The organism is Nocardia xishanensis NBRC 101358 (assembly GCF_001613365.1).
GTDB lineage: Bacteria > Actinomycetota > Actinomycetes > Mycobacteriales > Mycobacteriaceae > Nocardia > Nocardia xishanensis.
The window spans coordinates 133,002-157,028 of record NZ_BDCF01000014.1; the positions used below are offsets into that span (position 1 = coordinate 133,002).

The following is a 24,027-nucleotide window of genomic DNA, read 5'->3' on the forward strand; positions in this document are numbered from 1 at the left end:
ATGGCAACGACGAACCGAGCGCCGTCAGTCAGCCGACAGACCGGTCGGAATCAAAGACCGTGAACCTCCGATTTGCCATCGCGCACTGTGATGAACCCGGCTTGGAAGTTCTGTCGCACGCCGCCGGGGATCGCGAACTCGTCGCTGATCGGATAGCCGAGTTTGCCGTTCTCGAAGCCGACGCTCTGCCAGGCATCGAGCATGGGTCCGTTGCGCACCGCCCAGGCGCCGGAGAGCGGACTCCAGTAGACGTTGCCGCCCTCGAATCGGCTGTAGCGACCGAAGTCCTTCAGCGGAAGTTCCTCGTCCGCAGGGAAACCCAGCCAGCTGTTCTCGTAACCCAGCTCGGCGTACTTCCCGAGGATCAGGCCCTGCACCCGGTGCACGCCGGTCTTGGCGCTGTAGTAGATCGGGCCGCCCTCGAAGGCCTGCACCGCGCCATCTTTGTTCGGCGTCTTGACCTCGGGCGCGGTCGGGTAGCCCGCGGGCCCGCGCTCGAAGCCCTGCCTGCCCCATTCGTCGAGGATCGCGCCGCGCACCACTTGGGCGCCGGTCTGTGGCGTCCAATACAGCGAGCCGTGCTGGAACGGCTGGAACCGTCCGCGCCCGTCGGGCAGCGCGCGCTCCCCGCCGGTCGGCAGGCCGAGCGGACCCGCGGGTCCGTGCGCGGCCTGGTAACCGCCGGCGATCATGCCCGCCACCCCGTGCGCCCCGGTCTCCGGCGAGAAGAACACGCGACCGCCGCGGAAATCCTGCGCGACGCCGCCCGCCACCTGGTACTCCCCGGTGAGGCACTCGCCGAGCCAGCCGTTGACGGCCACCGCCGCGCCGATCGACTCCGCGGGCGCGCACGCGGGCTTGCCGACCTCCACACCGAGCGCGGACGCCGCCTGCGTCCACGACTGGCGCATCTCGAAATCCCAGTACGGCCACGAGTGGGTGCCGGAGGGGCGGTAGTTGACCTGCACCGGAATGGACAGCTCGGTCAGCTTGGTGACGAAGTTCTCCGAGGTGAGCCGGGACAGAATCTCCAGGCCCATGCCCGCGTAGTTGGTACTGATGCCTGGAATGCCCGCGGCCTGGTCGAACGGCCCGGTCGTGCCGCTGCCGCTGGAGACGTAGAGGCTGACGCCCTTCAACCGGTCGGCCAGCGCGTACGGGTCGTGGTTCTCCCATTCCTGACTGGTCGGCGGACCCCACATCGCGGCAGAATCGAACCCGCCCGCGTCGCGCATGGCGTACTCGATGGCCTGGGGCATGCCGAGGGTGGTCGTGGTGAGGAAGCCCGAATACGAGGCGGCGTATTTGCTGAAACCCGGATTGCGCCCGGCGAGGAACATCGCCGCCGTCCCGCCCATCGAAAGACCCTCCATGCCACGCACATCCGTGGCTCGCCACTGGCTCTCCAGCAGCGGCGGCAGCTCCTTGGTCAGGAACGTCTCCCACTTGTAGTTCCTGCCGTTGTCCGGCTGCAGCCAATCGGAGTAGAAGCTGGACTGGCCGCCGATCGGCAGCACCACCGTGACGTTCTTGTCGGCGTAGAAGTCGACCGCGCCCGCATCCTTGGTCCAGCCGCTCTCGTCCTCGGTGGCGCGCAGGCCGTCGAGCATGAACAGCAGCGGGAACCTGGCGTCCGGCCGGGCGTTCCAGTCCCTTGCCAGCAGCAGTTGCACCTGCACCGGCGCACCCATGGACGGTGAGTTAACCCACAGCGACACCCGGCGGTCACCGAGCCAGACGACGTTCTGCACCGAGGCCGGGACGGCAACGGTCGTCGGCTGAGCCGCAACAGGCGAGTTCAGCGGGGTGATTCCGGCGGCCAGGGGTAGCGCCAAGGCGGTGGCGAGCAGTGCGAACCGGCCGCGCGTCGTGTGTCCGCCGCGGCGACGTGCCTTTCCCCGTTTACCACACGCAACTTCAGCCACCAGAGCTTTGTACCCCCGCGCACCTCCGGTTCCAGGTAGACGCGCCCACCGCAAACCCGGGTGTCTGATTTTCCGGTGACCGCACGGCGTGTCGTCGGCCCGGCGAAAAACGACGGCGCCGCCGCTTCGACGAGGAAGCGGCGGCGCCGTGTCGTTCTTCAGTACGCGCCGATGTTCAGCGCGCGGAGATCACCAGGCGCCGGTGGCGTCCAGGATGCCCTTGCGGGAGTTCCACAGCTGGCCCTCCCAGTACTTCCAGGAGTGGGTGCCCGCGGCCGGGAAGTCGAAGAAGGCCGGGATACCGAGCGAGCCCAGGCGAACCTGGAACGCGCGGGTGTTGACCAGCGACAGGGCCTCGAGCGCCATCGCGTTACCGGTGTTGAACAGGCCGACCGGCGAGTTCGGCCGGTCGAACTGACCCGGCAGACCCGACGCCGCCGAGATGTACATCGGCAGGCCCTTCAGCTGCGGCGCGAACACGAACGGGTCCATCCGCAGCCACTGCGGGCTCCACGGCGCGGCCATCGAGTCGACGTTGTAGCGACCCGCGTCCAGCATCGCGATGCGGATCGCCTCGCGCATACCGGGCGCCGAGATGTTCAGGTAGCCGGAGTAGGAGCCGGCGAACTTGAACTGGTCGCGGTGGTAGGCGGCCAGGGCCAGCGCGGCGCTACCGCCCATTGACAGGCCGATGACCGCGTTGTTGTTCTTGGAGACGCCGTAGCCCGCGAGGAAGTTCGGCAGCTCGTTGGTCAGGAAGCTTTCCCACTTGTAGGTGGTCTTCTGACCGTTGGTGTTGCTGGGCGCGTACCAGTCGGTGTAAAAGCTCGACTGACCGCCGACCGGCATCACCAGGGTGATGTTGTCGTTCTTGAACTGGTCCATCGCGTTCGTCTCGAACGACCACGCGTTGCGGTCGTCACGAGCGCGCAGGCCGTCGAGCATGTACAGCGCCGCGTTGCCGCCGCGCGATGCCCACTGCACCTGGACCTTGATCGGGCCCATCTGCGACGGGACCATCAACTCCTCGTAGCCACCCGCGGGCGCGCGCAGCACCGGCGCGTGCACGGGAGCCGCGGTGGCGACGGTCGGGGAAGCCAGTCCTGCGGCGATCGGAAGCGCCAACGCGGCCGCACCGACACCCAGAATTCGATTACGCCAACCACGAGGTGCGCCCTGCCGACCCGACTTGACACTCTTCGGCGCGGCGGCCCTGCCGAAACGCATGAATGCTGCTCACTTTCTGCTGTTGCGGTGCCGCCATGCCGAGCCGGCGGGGCGACACCCGTGCTGCCAACGAGACGCGCGTCACATCCATGCCGGTTCCCGACATTCCGGCATCGAGCGACGGCGCTACAACGATCTGGTCACACTTGCGCTCGCAGGAGGATATTCGACGTCCGAATCCTTAGCAAGGCTGCGGTCGGCCGGGTGGCCGAAATCCGCCCGCGCACAATCTGTGATCGTGCGGTGACCCTACCGCGTTCCAGCAGTGATGTCGTCCCCGACTGTCGATTTTGTTACGCAATCCAGAAGTGATCCATATCCTCCGTCGAGGAGGGATGTCGCGAGCCCGGCGAATCCGGACCTCGATCCGGCCCATCCGCGAGGCGCGGTTGTTACGTCATCCAATATGGGCGCTCATATCGGGCAACATCGCGAGCGCTTGGTCCTGCCAGTAAGGCCAGCTGTGCACGCCGATCTCCGGGTAGTTGTAGACCACGTTCGCGCCGCCGAGGCTGTCCATCTTGCTCTGGAAAGCGCGAGTGTTGGCCAGCGCGAGCGTCTCCAGCGCCCTGGCGTTGTTGAGGTGATACAGGTCGATCGGAGTATTGATCACGTCGCGCGGACCGCTCATGCCGCTTCCTGCCGAAATCCAGAGCCGAGTTCCGTTCTGCCGCAAGAGTTGCGCGAACATGAACGGGTCGTGGCGCAGCCAGCGCGGATCCCACGGCGGACCCCACATGGCGTCGATGTTGAAACCGCCCGCGTCGAGCAGCGCCAGCCGCAATGCCTCGCGCATGCCGGGCGCCGAAATGTTCAAATATCCGGAATACGAACCCGCGTAACGGAATTGGTCGGGGTGATAAGCGGCCAACGCGAGCGCCGCGCTGCCGCCCATGGACAGACCGAAGACGCCGTTGCCGGTCGGATTGAAACCGAGCCGGTCACGCAGCGCCCAGCGCAGATTCTCGGTGAGGAACGTTTCCCAGGCGTAGACGACCGTCTGACCGTTGGTGTTGCTCGGCGCGATCCAGTCCGAATAGAAGCTGGATTGGCCGCCGACCGGCATCACCACGTTGATGTTCCACTGCGTGAGGACGCGGGAGATGTCGGTGTCGATCTCCCAGCCGCTCAGGTCGTTGCGTGCGCGCAATCCGTCCAGCGCGTAGACGACGCGCTGGGTGTTGCCGTCGGCGGCGCGGAAAATCCGGTTCTTGATCGGGCCCATGCTGGAATCGACCCAGAAATCGAAGCCGGCCGGATCGAAACTCGCCGCCGCCGGGGCGCTCATCCCCGCGGTGGCCGCGCCGAAAGGCACCGCGAGCGCGAGTGCCAGACCGGCGACCGAACGCCGTAACCAACGCCGCGGGGAACGTCCCCCGGCAACCGCACCGTTCATGCCTGCAACTCGCATCGACCAGCCCTTTCGCCCGCGCGGTCACCGTTGACCGCAATCGTCGTGCACGAGGATCGACACTCGGCGCCGGTAACCGGAGGAGCGCGGGTTCCGGCGGTATTGCTCTTCTATATGCGGGTATTCGAAGCGGGAGGACGCGGAAACGCGCTCCGATATCGGATCGTGATCAAAACCGGACGTCAGCCCGTTCTGTCCGCGCGGGGACGCCTGCCGATGCGGGGGCCGATTGGTGTTCGTCCGCCAGCGACCGTTCAGCCAACGCCGGAAAACAAAAGGACCGCCCGGAGCCGTGGGCTCCGAGCGGTCCTCGGGGGTGACCTCAGCCGATGTTCGCGGACAGGTCGGGAAGCATGCGGTTCGCCTCTTCAGCCCAGTTGTTCCAGGCGTGAATGCCGTACGCCGGGAAGGAGTAGACGGCGTTGCCGCCGCCCAGCGTCGCCATGCGGGCCTGGAAGGCCCTGGTGTTGACCAGGGCGAGCGCCTCGAGCCCCATGCCGTTGAGTGTGTTGAAGCTCGGCGAATCGGTGGCCGATGGCAGGCCGCTGGCCGCGGCGATCCACAGGCGGGTGCCGTTGCGAATCAAGTTGGGCGCGAAGACGAACGGGTCCATCCGCAGCCACTGCGGACCCCACGGCGGCGCCATCGAGTCCACGTTGTAGCCGCCCGCGTCGATCATCGCAACGCGGATCGCCTCGCGCATGCCGGGGGCGGAGTTGTTCAGGTAGCCGGAGTAGGAACCGGCGAAGCTGAACTGATCCGGGTGGTAGGCCGCCAAGGTCAGCGCGGCGCTGCCGCCCATCGACAGACCGAACACGCCGTTGCGGTTCGGGTTGAAACCGAGCCGGTCGCGCAGCGCCGAGCGCAGGTTCTGGGTCAGGAAGGTCTCCCACTGGTACCGGTAGCTCTTACCGGGACCGCCCGCGAGCGTGTTCATCGCGCCGGAGCCGGAGCTGGAGCCGGAACCCGCGGGAATGCCGAGGAACTCGCTCGGGGCGTTCCAGTCCGCGTAGAAGCTGGACATGCCGCCGACCGGCATCACGACGTTGATGTTCCAACTGGCCAGCAGGGCGGGGATGCCGGTCTCGATCTCCCAGCCGTTGAGGGTCTCGGGAGCCCGCATGCCGTCGAGGACGTAGACCACGCGGTTGGTGTTGCCGTCCGCCGCGCGCACGACGCGCGACTTGATCGGGCCCATGCCCGAATCGACCCAGAAGTCGAAGGCCGCAGGATCGAAGGCCGCCGAGGCCGTCGCTCCAGTGCCCGCTACGGACACCCCGAGTGGCGCCAACATGGCGACCGCGACTCCCAGCGCCCACTTCCGCGCCCACGATCCGGATGACGCCCCGTGGGAGCGCTTCCAGCGGACATTACGCATTCGACCAGACCTTTCCCTCGACGACCGGAAGAGGGCAAACGGCAAGCAACTCAACCAGCCCCCTCATCGGACACCAAGATCACCCGTCCGCACTGAAAACGGACGTTTCGACCTCTGTGCATGCTTTCTGTGTATCAATCGGGAACGAATGCTTCTATGTTGCTGGAAAGTGATTCAAGCCACAAGGATTCGTTATTCTCCCGCTACTGATTCGTTGTCGAGCCCGCTTACCGGCGACCCGCTCGGCGCACGAAAAAGCCGCCCGGCGCTGGTGGCGCCGGGCGGCTTCGGATCGAACGTCGAATCAGCCGATGTTGGCCGAGAGGTCCGGAATCATCCGGTAGACCTCGGACTCCCAGTTCCGCCAGTTGTGAATGCCGACGGGTGGGAAGCTGTAGGTGACGTTGTTGGCGCCGAGCGTCATCATCCGCACCTGGAAAGCCCTGGTGTTGACCAGCGCCAGCGCTTCCAGCGGCACGCCTTGGACGACGTCCAGCGGCGTGTTCACATCCCCCGCGGCGGGAAGGGCGCTGCCCGCGGCGATCCACAGGCGGGTGTTGTTGGCCTTGAGCTGCGGCGCGAACACGAACGGGTCCATCCGCAGCCACTGCGGACCCCACGGCGGCGCCATCGCGTCGATGTTGTAGCCACCGGCGCTCAGCATCGCCACGCGGAGCGCCTCGCGCATGCCAGGCGCGGAGATGTTCAGGTAGCCGGAGTAGGAACCGGCGAAGCTGAACTGATCCGGGTGGTAGGCCGACAGCGTCAGTGCGGCGCTGCCGCCCATCGACAGACCGAACACGCCGTTGCGGTTCGGGCTGAAACCGAGCCGGTCGCGCAGCGCCCAGCGCAGGTTCTCGGTCAGGAAGGTCTCCCACTTGTAGGTGCTGACCTTGCCGACGGTCTCGTTCCAGCCGGACGAACCGGTCATCGAGGAGCCCGAGGACGAACCGGAGGGGCCCGAGCCGGTCGGAATGCCGAGGAAGGTGCTCGGCGCGTTCCAGTCCGCGTAGAAGCTCGACGGGCCGCCGACCGGCATGACCACGTTGATGTTCCACTTGCTGAGCTCGCGGGCGACCTCGGTGTCGATCTCCCAGCCGCTCAGGTCACCGCGGGCGCGCATGCCGTCCAGCGCGTACACCACGCGGTTGGTGTTGCCGTCGGCCGCGCGGAAGATGCGCGACTTGATGGGTCCCATGCTGGAGTCGACCCAGAAGTCGAAGCCCTCCGGGTTGAACGCAGCGGATGCGGTCGCGCCCCCACCTGCCACCGACGCCCCGAGCGGTAGCACGACTGCCATCGAGACCAACACCGACTTCTTGAGCCATCCACCGGCTCTTCGAGCACGCAGGCGACCAGCCCGCGCGTTGCGCCCGATCACGCCTCGCATATTCGTTTTCGGCCTTTCCCTGTATATGCGACCGGAGAGGGCCGCGACTCGACGGAGACCGCCGGTCTCCGTCCACGACGAGTGGACACCCCGGCGGGCGTACCGGATGAGCCTAACCCGCCATCGATGCAAGGGCGTTATCAAAAAGAGATAAAGCGGTGCACACCACTCGAGGAGAAGTTGATCAGAAACCACTGGGCCCACGGTGATCCGTGGGCACAGTGTGACCTCGGGGGTGGTGTGACCCGTCAGTTCGGCGGCGGCGGGACGGGGTCGACCAGCCCGCAGCGCTCGATCTCGTACTTCGGCACCCGATCGATCCGGTACTTGGCGAACGACAGCGCGTTGCGCAAGTTGTGCCGGAAGCGCTCGAAGGTCAAAGGATCGCGCGAGGAGACCAGCAGCGCCTGGGTGTCCGGGCACGACATGGCCGTGCGGGCCTGGAGGACCCACTTCTCGTCCAGGTACCAGGGCATCCACGGCTTCCGGTCGACCATGCCCGAATCAACGACGACCCAGTCCGGGTACAGGCTCTTGTCGTGGCCGATGCGGCCGTCGACCAGGCGCTCGGTGTGCGCGGCCAGCGGATAGGCCAGGCCCATCTGGTCGATGACGCGCACGTCGAGCGGGACGTTCATGCTGGTCATGCCGAGATTCAGGAAGTACACCGTGTGCCCGGCTCCGCCATCGGGGATCGGCTGCGGCGGCGGCGCGATGTACCAGAACATGAAGGACGGCGAGTTCAGCAGCAGGCCGCCGTTCGGCGTCTCCTGGATGTTGTTCACCATGGCCCGGATTCGCGGATAGTCGAGATAGTCCGAGGCGCGGATCGGGTGGTCGTGGCCGGTGTTGAGCACGTAGTAGACGCGCTCGTCGACGATGCCGGACGAGCTGATCTTGGTGCCGGTCTTGATGGCCGTGGTGCCCGAGGCGAACAGCGCCCAGCCGAGCGTGCCGAGCCAGGCGATCAGGATCACCGCGAACGACCAGTTCGCCGCGCGCAGTCCCCTTTCGGGGAGCCGAAGCGGAATCACCGCGACCGGAAGCAGGAGCAGGAACAACTGCGGAAGCAGCATGCGCCCGTGCATGAAGTCGCCGCCGACCCGCAGCGCGTAGACGGTGAGCAGGAACCCGCTGACCAGCACCAGGGTGACCACGGCGGCGGGCGAGCGCAGCCACGCGCTGAACCGGCGCAGCCGTCCCTGCGCCGCGGCGGACTTGTCGCTCGCCGCGGGTGCCTTCGTCGCGCGCGTCGCGACGACGCCGACGATCAGCAGCACGAGCAGCGGAATCCACAGGAAGTACGGGCCGACCAGATCCCACAGGTAGGTGAAGCCCTGGCTCCACTTGGCCCCGCCCGCGTCCTTCGCGACAGCGGTGTTCGGGTAGGGCAGGCCGTAGTAGCCCATCCGCCAGATCTGGTAGCCGAGCGGCACCAGGCCCGCCGCGGCGACGATGCCCGCGCGCAGCACGATCGGGCGGAACCGGGTCTGCGGCAGCGGCGCGAAGAAGATCATCAACAGCGCCAGCGCGCCGACCAGCGTCATCTCCGGCCGGATCAGCGGGGCGAGTCCGGCGAAGAACACCAGGCCGAGCAACCCGGCCAGGCGCACCCGCTCGGCCTGCGTCCAGCGCAGCATCAGCCACCACAGCGCGCCGAGCCAGCAGATGACCAGGCTGCTCTCCAGGCCGGAGGTGGCGTAGTCACGGGCGGGCGGCACCGCGATGTAGACCAGCGCGCCCGCGGGCAGCAGCAGCGCCGACTTCGTGCCGCCCCACAGCCGGGCCGTGCCGAGCATGGCGAACACCATCGCGGCCACCGAGAGCGTCAGCGCGATGCCGAGCACCACGTACTCCAAGCGCGCCTGGGTCAGCCAGCTGAAGAACCAGACGATGTAGGTCCACGCCGTGCTGGTGTTGGTCTCGACCCGCTCGTCCATGTTGAACACCGGGCCGTAACCCGCGAGCAGGTTGCGCACGGTGCGCAGCACGATCAGGCCGTCGTCGGCGATCCAGCGACGTTGCCAGCCGCCGACCGCGAAAAGCGCCGCGGTGAGCGCGATCCCACCGACGAACGTGGCTCGGGATAGGCGCTGGAAAGACGAGGCGGACCGCGCCTGCGCGTTCGCAGTGCGTTCCGCCTCGTCTCCAGTTCGCTCCGCTCCCTCTACCAACATCTCGTCAGGTGAGATAGACAGCGACACCTACCGCTCCGATCCAGGCGATTGCGAGGAACTGGAGGACGCGATCCCCCAGCGCGATCTCTTCGGGTTCTCCGGCCTCGCCACCGTCGACGTCGACCGCGTAACGCAGGATTGCGATGGTAAACGGGATCATCGAGACAGCGAACCAGGTGGTGTCGTTGGCGCGGTCCTGCTCGAAGGCCCACAGCCCGTAGAACACCACCACGGCGGTGGCCGCGAGCGTCCAGATGAAGCGCAGGTAGGTGGGCGTGTAGTACTCGAGCGACTTGCGGATCTTGGCGCCGGTGCCGAGCGCGATCTGGAGTTCGGCGTAGCGCTTGCCCGCCGCCATGAACAGCGAGCCGAACGCCATGATCAGCAGGAACCACTGTGAGAGCGGGATGTCCGCGGCCGCGCCACCCGCGACGGCGCGCAGCAGGAAACCGCTGGACACGATGCAGATGTCGAGCACCGCTTGGTGCTTGAGTCCGAAGCAGTAGGCCAGCTGGATGACGATGTAGACCGCCATCACCACCGCCAGCTGCCAGGCCGCCAGGAACGAGCCGACGATCGAGCCGATCAGCAGCACGGCGGACAGGCCGTAGGCCAGGTTCACCGGGACGATGCCCGCCGCGATGGGGCGGAACCGCTTGGTCGGGTGGGCCCGGTCGGCCTCGACGTCCAGCGCGTCGTTGACCAGGTAGATGCCGGAGGCCGCCATGCAGAACACCACGAAGGCGACACCGACGTGGGCGAGAACGTCGATCTCGGTCACCGAGCCCGCGGCGAGCGGGGCGGCGAGCACGAGGACGTTCTTGACCCACTGACGCGGCCGGACAGCCTTGATCAGACCACCCGCCAACGTCTTCGGCGGACCCTTGACAACGGCCTCGGCCAGATCGGCGCCGGTCGGCTCTTCACTCATGTCAACCAAGGCCTTTTCGTGTGCGGTCACTATCAAGTCTCTTTTCGGCGGCTAGCAAGGCAGCGGCGGACGCGGCACCGAGCGCGGATCCGGCGAGCACGTCGGAGGGATAGTGCACCCCGAGTACGACTCGGGAGAGCAACATCGGTGGTACGAGCACCGCAGGCAAGGGTAGCCCGGTGAGTCTGCCGAGCAACACCGCAGCCGCCGTGGTGGAGGTGGCGTGCGAGGAGGGGAAGCTCAGCTTGCTCGGCGTCCCCACGTTGACCTGCACCGACGGATCGTTGGGCCGCGGGCGCCTGACCACGCGCTTGATCACGATGGAGGCCGCGTGGGCGCCGACCGCGCCCACCGCGACCCCGGCCCACTGCCGCCGCCGCGGCTTGTCGAGCAACCATCCGGCCGCCGCGATGCCGACCCAGCCGAGCGCGTGCTCGCCGAAGTGCGACATGCCGCGCGCGGCCGAGACGACCGTCGGATTGGCGCCGATGCTCGCCTGCACGGCGTTGATGATCGCGACCTCCGGTGGCCGGGTGGCCGAATCCTGGAGGCTCGGGTTGACCGCACTCACTATTTGGTTCCGTTCTGGTCGATGCCGAAGGCGTTCTCCCAAGCCGCGGTGCTGGTGAGCCGCGGGTGCGCGGCGCGGTAGCGCTGCTGCATCTCGGGGAAGCGGGCCGCGAGTTCCTTGCGCAGCCGCATGGCCTCCTTGAAAAGAGCCAGGGCCTGGCGCGGGTCGCGCTTGCGGTAGACGACGCCGCGGCCGTCGGCCGTGGTGACGGTGACGCCGTCGACCTGCGAGAGCAGGAACCAGCGCGCGTCCAGCGTCGGCACGTTCAGCTGCGGGGTCTCGTGGTGTTCGGTGTGCGCGGGCCGCAGGCTGTGCACCAGGCCCTTGGCCAGCCGGACCACCTTCGCGATCGGGTTCGGCGGCTCGCCCACCGCGCCGACGCCGATGTGGCTGGCCAGCGGCAGGTCGGTGGAGGAGGGCAGGATCACCGCGTCGGGGTACTGCTTGCGCAGCGCGTGCACCGCGCCGAGCGCGCTCGGCAGCAGCTGGAACAGCCGCTCCGGGCCCGCGAGGAAGTCGCGGATGGCGAGGTTCTGGATCGCCACGGTCGAGTACTCCAGGCAGAGCAGGTGCTTGAGCGTGGCCTTGACGGTGTTGACGATCATGCCGCGCCCGTCGCCCGGCATGTGCAGCGAGGCGACCACCAGGCGGTTGCGCAGGTGGAAGTACGCCTGCCAGTCGATGGCGTCGTCCTTGTCGCTCCACGCCATGTGCCAGACCGCCGCGCCCGGCAGGGTGACGGTGGGGTAGCCGGCCGCGCGGGCGCGCAGGCCGTATTCGGCGTCGTCCCACTTCAGGAACAGCGGCAGCGGCTGACCGATCTCCTCGGCGACCTGGCGCGGGATCACGCAGGTCCACCAGCCGTTGAAGTCGACGTCGATGCGCCGGTGCAGCAGCTTGGAGTTGTCGCGGTCGCGCAGCGGGTACTTGGAGAAATCGTGGTCGTATTCGACGTTGGGGGCCGCCGTCCACATGAAGATGCTCCGGTCGACCACCTCGCCCATGACGTGCAGGTGCGAACGCTCCTGGAGGTTGAGCATCTGTCCGCCGACCAGTACCGGCGACTTGCTGAACCGGGAGAAGGCCAGCGCGCGCAGGATCGAGTCGGGCTCGATCTCGATGTCGTCGTCCATGTAGACGATGTACTGGGCGTCGGTGGTCTTCAGCGCCTCGTACATGACCCGGCTGTAGCCGCCGGAGCCGCCGAGGTTGGGCTGGTCGTGAATGGCGAGGCGGTCGCCGAGCACCGCGGCGGCCTCGGCGAAACCGGGCTCGTCGACGACCTTCTTGGTGCCCTGGTCCGGGATGATGACGGCCTTGATCTTCTCCAGCACCAGCGGGTCGGACCCGAGGGCGCCGAGCGTCTTGACCGCGTCGGTGGGCCGGTTGAAGGTGGGCATGCCGACCGCGATGCTGCCGTCGCCCGGCGCGTCGACCGGGGCATACCAGCCGCCGGAGAGCAGCGTGACGGCCGTGTCGGTGGTGATGTCGAACCAGATCCAGCCGCCGTCTTCGAACGGCGCGAGGTCGGTCTCGAACTCGACCGTCGTCGAGTCGGCGCCCGACGCGACGGCGAACTCCTTGCCCTGCACGTGGATTCGGGAGCCGTCGGCCTTGGACCGGTACATGTCCACCCGGCCGTGCCCGGCCAGCTCCAGCCGCAGCACCACCGAGGTCAGCACGCTCCAGCGGCGCCAGTAGCTGGCGGGCAGCGCGTTGAAGTAGGTGCAGAACGAGACCTCCGACTCCGCGCCGATGGACAGCGAGGTGCGGGTGGCCGCGTGCGCGCGCTTGGCGTTGGTCGCCGATTCCTCCAGGTAGAGGGTGCGCACGTCGAGTGGCTCACCCGGCCGGGGCAGGATGATGCGCTGTAGCAGCGATTTCGCGCGGGTCTCGGTCGTCATGTCTTCCAGCATCGGTGAAGAGGTCATTCGCGACTACGCCTCCTGATCCACTAGAGGCGCGCCCGACTCCAGATGCGGTCGGAGCACATTGTCGAACATGCTCAGCGCGGAACCGATGGCCATGTGCATGTCCAGGTACTGGTAGGTCCCGAGGCGGCCACCGAAAAGCACCTTCGCCGAGGCGGTTTCCTGCTTGGCGCGCTCGCGGTAGGCGAGCAGCTTGGCGCGGTCCTCAGGGGTGTTGATCGGGTAGTACGGCTCGTCGCCGGTCTGCGCGAAGCGGGAGTACTCGCGCATGATCACCGTCTTGTCGGTGGGGTACTCGCGCTCGGGGTGGAAGTGGCGCGGCTCGATGATGCGGGTGTACGGCACGTCCGCGTCGTTGTAGTTCATCACCGAGGTGCCCTGGAAGTCGCCGGTTTCGAGCACTTCGGTCTCGAAGTCGATGGTGCGCCAGCCGAGTTCGCCCTCGCTGTAGTCGAAGTAGCGATCCAGCGGACCGGTGTAGACCACGGGGGCGTCGGGGCTCTGGGCGCGCACCTCGTCGCGCACCTCGAACCAGTCGGTGTCCAGCCGGACCTCGATGAGCTCGGAGGCGGCCATGTTCTCCAGCCACTTCGTGTACCCCTGGGCGGGCAGGCCCTCGAAGGTGTCGTTGAAGTAGCGGTTGTCGAAGTTGTAGCGCACCGGGAGGCGGGTGATGTTGCCCGCGGGCAGTTCCTTGGGATCGGTCTGCCACTGCTTGGCGGTGTAGTCGCGGACGAACGCCTCGTAGAGCGGGCGGCCGATCAGCGAGATGGCCTTCTCCTCGAGGTTCTGCGCGTCCTTGGTCTCCACCTCGGCGGCCTGCTCGGCGATCAGCGCGCGCGCCTCGTCGGGGGTGAAGTAGCGGCCGAAGAACTGCGAGATCAGGCCGAGGCCCATCGGGAACTGGTAGGCCTGCCCCTTGTGCATCGCGAACACGCGGTGCTGGTAGCCGGTGAACTCGGTGAACTGCGTGACATAGTCCCAGACCTTCTTGTTCGAGGTGTGGAACAGGTGCGCACCGTACTTGTGGATCTCGATCCCGGTTTCCGATTCCGGCTCCGAGTAGGCATTGCCGCCGATGTGATAGCGGCGGTCTAGCACCAGTACACGTTTGCCCAGGACATTGGCGGCGCGTTCGGCAATGGTCAGCCCGAAGAAGCCGGAGCCGACGACGATCAGATCGAACTGTGCGGAGGGGGTGGCGGAGTTACCGGGGGACGATGCGACGGTCACGGGAGCCCAGAGTATCGGAAGTCCGCGCGCGGCCCGGGGGGAAGGCGGCCGGGGACCGTGGCAACCGGAATTTCCCGCGTTGTTCGCCGAAACGGCTACGTCGCGGCCATGAAGGCGGTATTACATGAGCAGCCGAACTGAACATCCGTCCAGTTGCGCCGCGTTGGTCCATCGCAGCATCAACGATCGACCGACCGGAGCGACTCGCCATTGGCCCAGCGACAGCCAGCCTGGTGCCCACCGCGGGGTTCTTCCTGACGACACCGCCGACCTGCCGCTCGACCGGCCCGCGATGCAGGCCGCGTGAGCGGTCTTCTTCGCAGACGGCCGGTACCCCTCGCAGAGGTTGTGACCACTGCGAGGGGTACGGAAGGTGTGCGAAGTCAGGACGGAAAGCCGACGTCGAGTTCGTCGTGGGCGCGTTGGGTGTACATGCGCCAGTAGTGTTCGCCCAGTTCAGCGTTGGTTATGCGGGGGATTTCGATGCCGGGGGGCGCGAGTTCGGGGTTTTCCGCGAGCAGGCGTTCGGCGTTACTGTCGCCGATCAGCGCGCCGATGTTGAGCAGGCCGACGTAGACGCCGGTGCCGCGGAGCTCGGCGTGCAGCTGGCGGATATAGGCACGCTGCGCGGCGAGTGCGACGCCGAAGTTGGCCAGGTAGGGCAGCAGGTAGCGCTCCGAGGACCCCGAGGAGAACAGCAGCGTGCCTTCGCCGCGCTCGAGCATCGCGGGCAGCAGCGCGCGGGTCAGCTGGATCGGTGAGTGCAGCTTCAGCGCGATCGGCACGGCCAGGGCGGCCACGTCCACTTCGAGGGTGGACGGGGTGCGGGCGGAGGGGTCGGCCGCCGCGCCGTGCATCGCGACATCGATCGGGCCGATCGTCGCGGTGACGTCGTCGATCGCTTTCTGGAGTTGCCCGGCGTCGGTGACGTCGGCGGCGAAGGCGGCCGCCTCGATGCCTTCCGCGATGAGCCGGTCGGCGTTGCGGTTCGCGCGTTCCGCGTCACGGCCGACGATCGCTACCCGGAAACCCTCCTTGCCGAAGCGCCGCGCGGTGCCCACGCCGAGGCCGGGTCCGTAGCCGAATATCGCGATGGTTCTGGTCATTTCATACGTCCTAGCTAACTTGAGTACCTGCTCGAGTTGAACCGGCATCCACGCTAACTTGAACCTATGCTCAAGATATTCCCGAGCGGAGATTTGTAGGATCGGCCCCGTGCCCGACGACAAGCCGTTACGCAGCGATGCCCGCCGTAACCGGGACGCGCTGGTGACGGCGGCGCGGCAAGTGTTCACCGAGCGCGGGCTCGACGCCCCGCTCAAGGAGGTCGCCGCACGGGCAGGCGTCGCCATCGGAACCCTCTACAACCGCTTCCCCACCCGCGACGACCTCATCGCCGCCGCCGTCGAAGACCGGCTGGAAGCGGGAAGTCGCATCGCAGAACAAGCGCGCGAGATCGACGACCCGTGGGATTCCTTCGCATACCTGGTCGAAAAGGTCTGCGAACTCCAAGCTTCCGACCGGCTGCTCAGCGACCTCGCGCTGCGCGCCGCCCCCAGCCCCGCCGTCGCACGCGCCCAGGAGTACGGCCACGGGGTGATGCGCGAAATCATCACGCGCGCACAGCAAGCAGGCGTCCTTCGCACAGACTGGGTGCTCGAGGACATCGCCTTCATCACCTGGTCGCACACCCGCGTCCTGGAAGCCACCGCCCACATCGCCCCCGACGCCTGGCGCCGCAACCTCGCCCTCACCCTCGACGGCCTCCGCGCCCCCGCCGCCCACCCCCTCCCTGTCCCCCCGATCACCGAAACCCAACTGATGCAGGCACTTCAGAAGTAATCGCCGCTACTCCGCAGACGATCGGTTGTACCGCTCGTTCGCCGCCTTCGCGGCGAATCGTCGCGCAGCGAACTCCCATGACTGGTGTCGATATCGAAGTTCTTGCCGAAGCCGACGCACTCGCCGACCATCCGGCCTCCGGTCGGCTCGACCGCGCAGCGCGGTTCGTGGCCTGCTCGATCATGGCGGAAAGTCCCGCACGCACGCCCAGCGATGTGAATTGTCAGGTGGCGTATGGAGGGCGCGGGATGGTGAGCCAGCGGCTGGTGGAATCGACCGAGGCGAGGAAGCAGACCGATACGTGCAGGAAGAAGCCGAGGATCGCTAGCCGTGAACCCGTGAGCACGCCGAACATCACGATGATCGACAGCGACACAGAGATGACGTTCACGATGACCTGGCCTGCCTCTTTGCGGCACAGCAGCAGGATCGCGCCGAGCCCGTAGAGCGCGGTGATCACCGCGACCACGAGCGCGACCACGCGGAAGAGAGTGGCACTGATATCGGGATCAGGCTCGGGATCTACGCTCGCCAAGGACATCGGGATCGCGTAGTAGCCGAGCATCAGCGCGGTCGCGACGAGCGTGAGCACGGCCGCCGCGATCGCCGTCGCACCGCTGGGCGCTGCTGATGGATCGTTGGAATCGCTCACAGCTCCTCCTCCCGATACGGCCGGAACCTACCGCGCCCCTCCGACGGAATCGCTCGGCGATCGAATTCGGTTCGGGCTCAGTAGTACGGGTACGGGGGGTGGCCGTAGGGCGGGGCCGGCGGATATGCCGGTGGGTAGGCGGGTTGGCGGCGGGCGGCGATCCAGCGGCCCGTTGGGCTGGCGATCGTGAGACCGAAGATGGTGCCGGACAGGATGAGTGGCAGACCGCCCGCGACGCCGCCGATGGCGACCAGCACGAGCGCGCCGAGCAGCGCGATCGAGGACATCCCGATGATGATGACGCGTCCCGCCGTTTGCCGCATGAACAGCAACAGCGCGCCGAGCAGCCAGAGCATCGCGATCAGCGCGCCGACGCCGATGCCGACGAACGCGACGGGTTCCACTTCGTTGTCCGGATCGAGCGCCTCGACCAGTCCGATCACCACGCCGACCGAGCCGAGCAGGCCGACGAGCGTCGACAGCACTGCGGCCGTGATCGCGGTGCCGCCACTGGGCGCGGGCGGCGGAAAGCCGTACCCCGCCGGGCCGTACGGATAATTCATCTGGATCCCCCTCCCCCGAAGGCTCGCGGCGCCCTCTCAGCCGAGAACTCTACCGCGCCGATGTTGGGATGCTCGACCGCAATTCGTCCGACCGCGGGGGCATCTAGCCGTTGTCGCCGATGGCGTGACCGCGAGTCGGTATCGGCGGCTTCCTAGAAATCACTCAGCGGGAGCGACGGGCCGAAAAGGCGGCGAGGACCGAAATGAGCACGGGCAGGGCCAGTCCCGTGAGATTCGGCAACCACTCGCCGTGCACCATCGCCGTCACGGTGCCGGCCAAGCCCGCGGTCGACGTGGCGATGTCCACCCCCACACCGCCTTGCTCGGCCCAGTGAATGCCGTACTCGGACTCGTAGCCGAACAGCGCGGCAAGCAGTCCGGCGATGCCGACGGCCGTCCACACTCCTGCGGCGACGAGCACCGTGAAACGCCCGTCCTCGTCGCCGCGGAGAGTCAGGACCGAGCCGTAGGCGAGCGCGAACACCAGCAGCAGGGTGCCGAGCGCGGTCGAGACGGCGAGCGAGTTGTCGTAGTGTCCCGGATCGCCGAAGAAGCCGAAGGCGAGTATGAGCAGCCCGACCAGGTTCGCCGCCGCGCCGATGGCCGCGAACAGCGCGACCGTGGTCGCGAGCGTCCCGGGCTCGGCCTGCCGAGTACCCGAACTCTCCTGGCTGTAGAGCATGCGTTTACGTCCCTCCGAGTCGATCGGTCGAACACACAAAGTATGCGCACGGATTGCCCCGCGCGCGGCGATCGGTCAGCGCGGCGCCCGGTCCGGGTGCACCCGTCACCCCTCCCGCTTCGAGCGAACCCATCATCATGCACGCGAAAGCGCCCGCACGCGAATCCGCGTGCGGGCGCTGGCATTACACCTGGTCGGTGGACGCCGTCGGACAGAACTCCTGCCCGGCGGGAGCGAAGGGACGCCTACCGCAGGTTGGCCTCCGCGTAAGCCTTCATCGCGTCGCGCACGAACGCGGCGGTCCCCGAGCCGTGCACGTCGTAGTTGGCGGCGAAGCGCGAGTCGGCGACGTACATCTCGCCGAGTCCGATGAAGGCGTCGGCCGTCACCGGCTTGCCGCCCCAGCCTTCGCCGACCCAGGCGTGGTGCCGGGCGGTGATGGCCGCGACCTCTTCGCTGTCCGCCGGAAGCCCGGCGGCGTGCGCGCGGCCGTAGTCGGCGGCGATGTCGAGCTGGGTCTGCTGGAAGTCCTTCTTCTGCTGATCGCTGAGCGAACTCCACCAGCGGTCACTGCTCTCGTAGGCTTCCTTGCCCCAGCGTTCGATGACCTCGTCCTTGTATTGCGTGTGGTCGAACCCGTCGAAAACCTCTGCTGCCACGAGTTGTTCACCTCTTTCCGTCTTCTGCAGCGTGGTGTGCACCGATTCGATCTGGCGTCGGATCCGATCCTGTTCCTGCCGAAGCAGTTCCAGGTGCGTACGCAGCGCGGCGGCGGTGTCCTGCTCGCCCGCGAGCACTTCGGCGATGACCGGGAGGCCGAGGCCGAGTTCTCGCAGCAGCAGGATGCGTTGCAGCCGCACGAGGGAGTCCTGGTCGTAGTAGCGGTACCCGTTGGCGCCGATCCGGCTGGGCGGCAACAGCCCGAGCTGCCCATAGTGGCGCAGCGTGCGGCTGGTGGTACCGGCCGCCTTCGCCAGATCCTGGATGGACCATTCGCCGGTCCGGGTGCCCGCGGTCACGACCGGGCGCTCCTTCCTTTTCTCGTCGGTGAAACCAGTCTGCAAGTTGACGCTACGTCAAGGTCAACCCGCTTTGCGCTGGTCCTTCGCTCCCTTCTCCACCAGCATGCGCGCCGCGTCCATGGGCACCCCCCGATTTCGAGCTCGGCGCCCCACCGACCGCGGCAGCCTCCCCGACTTCGCCAACCCGCTCGGCCCGACCGACCACGGCAGCCACGCAGCCCCTCGAGCCGCGCCGGCTTTCTCGGTCCCACCGACCTTCTCCACCTCGGCGACCGCCACGGCGTGGTTGCCCCTGGGGCTGCGGCGGCCTCCTCGAGACCGCCGTGGCCGGTCGGGTCCAGCGGGTTGGCGCGGTTGAGAGGCCGCCGGGCCGAGCGGGCTGGCGAAGACGCCGCCCTCAGGCTGCGCCGACCTTCTTCGGCCCAACCGACTGCTGCCGCCTCGCTGCTCCCTCAGGCTGCGCCGACCTTCTCCACCTCGGCGACCACCACAGCGTGGTTACCCCTGGGGCTGCACCGGCCTCCTCGACTCCGTCAGCCCGCTCGACCCGACCGGCCACGGCGGTCACGCCGCCCCTCAGGCCGCGCCGGATCTTCCTCGGCCCAGCCTGCCGCGGCCTCGCTGCCTCCAGAGGCTGGGTCAACCCTCTCCAACTCGACGACCACCACGGCGCGGTTGCCCCGTGGGGCTGCGTCGGTCTTCTCGACTTCGCCAGCCGACGCGACCCAGGCCGGTCATCTCGACCGCATCAACCCGTCCGACCCGACCGGCCATCTCGACCGCACCAACCCGCCCGACTTCGGCCGACGCGCCGCCCCTCAGATCGCGCCGACCTTCTCGGCCGTGCCGGCCTTCTCCACCTCGGCGACCATCACGGCGTGGATGCCCACTGGCGCTGTCCCGGCCTGCTCGACTTCGCCAGCCCGCTCAACGCCGCCGACCATCACCGCCTCGTCGCCCCGCTCGGCCTTATCGACTTTCTCGACGCCGCCGACCTTCGCCCGCACGGTGGTCTGCCCCAGCAACGTGCCGCCGAGCGCGATCGCCATGCCGAGCACCTGCAACGGAGTCAGCGCCTGTGCCAATGCGACCCAGCCGATGACCGCCGCCGAGACGGGGCTCAGCAGTCCGAGGAACGCCACCGAAGTCGCGGGCACCTTCGCGATGCCGCGGAACCACAGCCAGTAGGCCAGTGCGGTGCCGATCACGCCGAGGTAGAGGTAACCGCCGAGGGCCTCGGCGTCCAGCGCGGGCGGTGCGCCCTCGATCAGCGCGGCGAGCGGGAGGATGAACAGGCCGCCCGCGGTGAGCTGCCAGCCCGTCATGGCCAGCGGGCCGACGCCGTCTGGCCGTCCCCACTTCTTGGTCAGCACTGTGCCGAGCGCCATCGATCCCGCGCCTGCCAGACCGGCGAACACTCCGACGGTGTCGAGCTGAGCGGTAGCGCGCAGTACCACCAGTGAGACGCCGAACACGCCGATCACTCCGGCGAGAACCTTACGGCCGGTTGGCCTTTCGTTCAGTACTCCGGCGGCGAAGAGCAGCGCGAACATCGGCGCGACCGCGCCGAGCACGCCCGCGACGCCGCCGGGCAGCCGGTAGGCGGCGAGGAACAGCAGCGGGAAGAACGCGCCGATGTTGAGCACACCGAGCGCCGCGGCGCGGCCGATCCACAGACCTTTCGGCAGCGCGCGGGTGAGCGCGAGCAGCACGAGCCCGGCGGGCAGCGCGCGCATCAGCGCGGTGAACAGCGGCCGGTCCGGCGGCAGGAACTCGGTGGTGACGGCGTAGGTGGACCCCCAGACGATCGGCGTGAGGGCGGTGAGCGCGAGGGTGCCCGCGTAGGGGTTCCGTGCCGCGGTGGTGATGGACATGTCGGTCGCTCCTCATTGATAATCTCAACGTTGAAATATCTACTCCGGTCGGTGTCTCATCGTCAAGTAGATGAACATTGAGATTCTTAGAACAGAGAGGAGACCGCCATGGGCGACGCCGTCGACCTGATCACCGAGCACTGGGGCCGCGAACGTCCGGACGTGGATGTCTCGCCGATGCACATCATCGGCCGGATCACCCGCTTGTCCCGAGTACTCGAGCAGGACCTCAAGCGCTTCTTCGCCGGACACGGACTGGAGTTCTGGGAGTTCGACGTGCTCGCGACCTTGCGCCGCTCCGGCGGCGAGCAAGGACTCACCGCGGGCGCACTGAACCGGGCCGCGATGGTCACCTCAGGCGCCATCACCAACCGCATCGACCGATTGGCGGCCAAAGGCCTGGTCGAACGAGTGCCCTGCCCCGAAGACCGGCGCTCGATCCGCGTCCGCCTCACCACCGAGGGCAGAGAACTCGTCGACGAACTGCTGCCGCTGCACATCGCCAACGAACAACGCCTGCTCGAGGCCCTCGACGCTCAGGACCGCGAAGAACTGACCGCCTTGCTGCGCCGACTGGCCGAAGCACTGGGCGACACCAAACTGGACTGACAGCGCAGACCAACCGGAAACCCTTGCAGCGCGGACACATCTCGGTGACAACATCCGACGACCGATCACTGCCGGCGATCGTGCCGTAACTGGCACACGCCCGAGCGCGCGGGCGCTGGGCCGCGGTCGGCCGACCCGGCGCGAACCGGCCACAAGGGACATGGCCCGCCGACACCGCGCAAGGGCGCGACGCCCCGGAGAACGCCGCAACACGGCAACTCTTCGCCATCGAAAATCCTTGCGGTGCAATAGCTTACCGGCGATAACATCCGACGATCGATCGCTGCCGGTGATCATGCTGCACCCGGCACGCCCGAGTGCGCGGGCACTGGGCCGCGGTCGGCCGACCCGGCGCGAACCGGCCACAAGACACACGGCCCCGCCGACAACGCGCAAGCGCCCGACGCCGGGATAACGCCGCATCCGTTACCTCTTCGCCCCGGAAACCTTTGCGGCGCTCCACCGCTCAGCGGTGCCCGAATACCTCCTCGAGCGACGGTATGGCGAGCTCCGCTTTCGGCGCCTGCCCATTCGGAACGCCCGGCTGCGCAGCCATGCCACCGCTTCCCGCTGCGGTGCCCCCTGCCGTCGCGGCACCGGGCCGCGCGGTTTCACCCACCGAAGCCTCCGGGCCGGGCACCGCCTGCCCACCGGACAGCGCCTGCCCACCAGGCACGGCCTGTCCACCTGGCACCGCTTGACCGCCGGGCACCGCCTGCCCACCAGACATCGCCGGCCCACCAGGGGCCACCTGACCATCCGGCACCGCCTGCCCACCGGGCACCGCCTGTCCACCGGCTAGCGCGTGACCACCAGGCACGGCCTGTCCACCTGGCACCGCTTGACCACCGGCGAGCGCATGACCACCTGGCACCGCCTCACCACCAGGCAACGATTGACCGCCGGGCACCACTTGACCGCCGGGCACCGCCTGACCACCGGCTAGCGCGTGAACACCAGGCACGGCCTGTCCACCTGGCACCGCTTGACCACCGGCGAGCGCATGACCACCTGGCACCGCCTCACCACCAGGCAACGATTGACCGCCGGGCACCGCCTGACCACCGGCTAGCGCCTGACCACCGGGTACCCCCGGTCGACCAGGCAGGGCCTGTCCGCCGCGTACCGCCTGAGCACCCGGCCCGGCCTGTCCGCCAGGCACCGCCTGAGCACCAGGGCCGGCCTGTCCACCAGCCGCCTGCCCACCGGACGGCACGTTCGCAGCCGCCGAAGGGCCGGCGCCAGGCCCCGAGGGCACCGCAGCCCCCGACATCGGCGGAGACGCGGCGTTCGGCGCTGCTGCCCCACCGGGCTTCGGCGCGGAACCCATCGGCGCATCCCCGTCGATGACCTGCTCGGGCACGAGCTGCAACAGCGTCGTGAAGTCCACCACCTGCGCGCCGAGTGTCGGTGTCGCGATGATGACGCCGTTGCTGAACAACCGGTAGGTGCCCGCCCGCTGCGGCAGCAGCATCTCGGGTCCGAGCGGCGCGCCCAGCGAGCTCGCCTCGCCGCCGAGGCGCTCGTATTCGAGATCGATCGGCGACGGTGTCGTCGCGGCACGGGTGCGTGGATCCGGCCGCGGGTCCGTCGGCGGGCGACCCACCGCGAGTTCGGCGGGGGTCGGGCCGACCTCGAAGGCGTAGATGTCGGCGGGTTCGCCGCCGTCCGGCGCGGCGGAGTACTCCGAGCGCAGAATGTGGCCGTCACGCAGCAGCACGGTGCCCGCGGTGGACGCGATGACCGCGGCGGTGCGCGAATCTTCTTTCTCCGTACCGGGATACACCTGGCAGTCGGTGGTGTCGCAGGTCTGCGCGTACGGATACCTGTGCTCGCCGAGCGCATAGGACCTGGCCGCGATCGCCTGCGCGCGCAGCGCCTCGGACGCGCCCTTCTCGACCCAGTTCGCCTGGACTTCGGCCGGGACGACGCCGAGCAGGTAGTCCTCCACGTCGACGCGGTTGATCGTGCGCGACTCCCCGTTCTCGGTGGCGAGGCCGAGCGAGCCTCGGTAGGCGTTTCCACCGCACAGGGTGAGATGTTCGGCCGCGGGCCTGTTCGGCTTGGGGTCGAGAGGATAAATCCACGGATCGGAAGTGGCTGTCTGCCAGAGGACTTCGCCGTCGCACCCGACGGTGACGACGACGTTCGCCCCGCCGTTCGGCAGCGGCGTGAGGTGGGCGACGTGGCCCGGCGCCACTTCCCGGCCCGCCACCCGGAATCCGGCCTGCGCGTAAGCGTCGAGCGTCGATCCGTCCTGTTCCATGAGCCGGACGGCCAGGTTGGTCGGCGGGATAGTCCCGAGCGTCGCGCCGGGGTAGTAGTGCTCGAGTATGCGTTCGGCGGGCCAGCCCTGCTCGGCGCTGTCGAAGGCGCCGACCTGGCTCATCCCCCGGCCGTGGCCCGCCGCGAGCGGCCGGACGGGCGCCTCACCCGGCCAGCTCCAGAGCGCGGCGGCCGCGCCGCCGAGGACGGCGGCGCATCCGGCGACGAGCACCGACCGGACCGGAATCGGGGCGTGTCGAATTCTGTTCCGCCCCCTGAAATGCCTTCTGTGCTGTGCTTTTTCGACACGGCGCCGACTCGGACGGCGCTGCTGACTGCGTCGC

19 protein-coding genes are annotated in these 24,027 nt (G+C 68.1%); 2 read left to right on the top strand and 17 right to left on the bottom strand.

The genetic code is table 11. The annotated features are described in order from the left end of the window. Positions 1–50: 50 nt before the first annotated feature. The 11 genes from NX1_RS13915 to NX1_RS13965 all read right to left on the bottom strand — a co-directional run bounded on the left by NX1_RS13915 (position 51) and on the right by NX1_RS13965 (position 15,280). Entirely contained in the window at positions 51–1,925 is a 1,875-nt protein-coding gene (locus NX1_RS13915; protein ID WP_084501407.1) for an alpha/beta hydrolase-fold protein, read from the bottom strand. 189 nt (positions 1,926–2,114) lie between these two features. Then, positions 2,115–3,152, bottom strand: coding sequence for an alpha/beta hydrolase (locus NX1_RS13920; RefSeq protein ID WP_245668493.1), 1,038 nt, complete (start codon positions 3,150–3,152; stop codon positions 2,115–2,117). A 397-nt stretch (positions 3,153–3,549) separates the two neighbouring features. Then, positions 3,550–4,548 (bottom strand): alpha/beta hydrolase, encoded by a 999-nt coding sequence (locus tag NX1_RS13925; protein ID WP_157119723.1) that lies wholly within the window; start codon positions 4,546–4,548, stop codon positions 3,550–3,552. A 337-nt stretch (positions 4,549–4,885) separates the two neighbouring features. After that, entirely contained in the window at positions 4,886–5,941 is a 1,056-nt protein-coding gene (locus NX1_RS13930) for an alpha/beta hydrolase (RefSeq protein WP_084501409.1), read from the bottom strand. 304 nt (positions 5,942–6,245) lie between these two features. Further along, positions 6,246–7,331 carry an alpha/beta hydrolase gene (locus NX1_RS13935; RefSeq protein ID WP_084501410.1) on the bottom strand — a complete coding sequence of 362 codons (1,086 nt, stop codon included), beginning with the start codon at positions 7,329–7,331 and terminating at the stop codon, positions 6,246–6,248. A gap of 248 nt (positions 7,332–7,579) precedes the next feature. After that, positions 7,580–9,508 (bottom strand): arabinofuranosyltransferase AftB family protein, encoded by a 1,929-nt coding sequence (locus NX1_RS13940; protein ID WP_245668494.1) that lies wholly within the window; start codon positions 9,506–9,508, stop codon positions 7,580–7,582. Positions 9,509–9,512: 4 nt separating this feature from the next. After that, positions 9,513–10,439, bottom strand: a complete 927-nt coding sequence (locus NX1_RS13945) for a decaprenyl-phosphate phosphoribosyltransferase (protein WP_068058387.1) — start codon at positions 10,437–10,439, stop codon at positions 9,513–9,515. Position 10,440: 1 nt separating this feature from the next. Beyond that, positions 10,441–11,010: a phosphatase PAP2 family protein gene (locus NX1_RS13950; RefSeq protein ID WP_068058388.1), complete on the bottom strand. Its 570-nt coding sequence runs from the start codon at positions 11,008–11,010 to the stop codon at positions 10,441–10,443. Beyond that, entirely contained in the window at positions 11,010–12,941 is a 1,932-nt protein-coding gene (locus NX1_RS13955) for a glycosyltransferase (protein WP_068058389.1), read from the bottom strand. Before NX1_RS13955 ends, NX1_RS13950 begins: the two co-directional genes overlap by 1 nt. A gap of 6 nt (positions 12,942–12,947) precedes the next feature. After that, positions 12,948–14,174, bottom strand: coding sequence for a UDP-galactopyranose mutase (glf, locus tag NX1_RS13960; RefSeq protein ID WP_068058391.1), 1,227 nt, complete (start codon positions 14,172–14,174; stop codon positions 12,948–12,950). Positions 14,175–14,557: 383 nt separating this feature from the next. Continuing rightward, entirely contained in the window at positions 14,558–15,280 is a 723-nt protein-coding gene (locus tag NX1_RS13965) for an SDR family NAD(P)-dependent oxidoreductase (protein WP_068058394.1), read from the bottom strand. A gap of 109 nt (positions 15,281–15,389) precedes the next feature. Here NX1_RS13965 and NX1_RS13970 point away from each other — a divergent pair, with 109 nt between their 5' ends. Further along, positions 15,390–16,016, top strand: a complete 627-nt coding sequence (locus tag NX1_RS13970; protein ID WP_084501413.1) for a TetR/AcrR family transcriptional regulator — start codon at positions 15,390–15,392, stop codon at positions 16,014–16,016. A 223-nt stretch (positions 16,017–16,239) separates the two neighbouring features. On the opposite strand, the gene NX1_RS13975 is transcribed toward NX1_RS13970, so the two are convergent. The 5 genes from NX1_RS13975 to NX1_RS13995 form a co-directional block, all read right to left on the bottom strand. Next, a complete protein-coding gene (locus NX1_RS13975) occupies positions 16,240–16,668 on the bottom strand; it encodes a hypothetical protein (RefSeq protein WP_068058395.1) in 429 nt (142 codons plus the stop codon). 77 nt (positions 16,669–16,745) lie between these two features. Next, positions 16,746–17,231, bottom strand: a complete 486-nt coding sequence (locus NX1_RS13980) for a hypothetical protein (protein ID WP_068058396.1) — start codon at positions 17,229–17,231, stop codon at positions 16,746–16,748. 163 nt (positions 17,232–17,394) lie between these two features. Then, positions 17,395–17,913, bottom strand: coding sequence for a hypothetical protein (locus tag NX1_RS13985; protein ID WP_068058397.1), 519 nt, complete (start codon positions 17,911–17,913; stop codon positions 17,395–17,397). 245 nt (positions 17,914–18,158) lie between these two features. Then, positions 18,159–18,932, bottom strand: coding sequence for a MerR family transcriptional regulator (locus NX1_RS13990; RefSeq protein ID WP_068058513.1), 774 nt, complete (start codon positions 18,930–18,932; stop codon positions 18,159–18,161). A gap of 821 nt (positions 18,933–19,753) precedes the next feature. Next, a complete protein-coding gene (locus NX1_RS13995; RefSeq protein WP_084501414.1) occupies positions 19,754–20,809 on the bottom strand; it encodes an EamA family transporter in 1,056 nt (351 codons plus the stop codon). A gap of 108 nt (positions 20,810–20,917) precedes the next feature. On the opposite strand from NX1_RS13995, the gene NX1_RS14000 reads away from it, so the two are divergent. Next, positions 20,918–21,418: a MarR family winged helix-turn-helix transcriptional regulator gene (locus tag NX1_RS14000; RefSeq protein ID WP_068058400.1), complete on the top strand. Its 501-nt coding sequence runs from the start codon at positions 20,918–20,920 to the stop codon at positions 21,416–21,418. 466 nt (positions 21,419–21,884) lie between these two features. Here the strand turns inward: NX1_RS14000 and NX1_RS37965 are convergent, their stop codons facing one another. Then, on the bottom strand, positions 21,885–23,915 hold the full coding sequence (locus tag NX1_RS37965) for a SpoIID/LytB domain-containing protein (protein WP_245668495.1): 2,031 nt from the start codon (positions 23,913–23,915) through the stop codon (positions 21,885–21,887). Between the last annotated feature and the right edge of the window lie 112 nt (positions 23,916–24,027).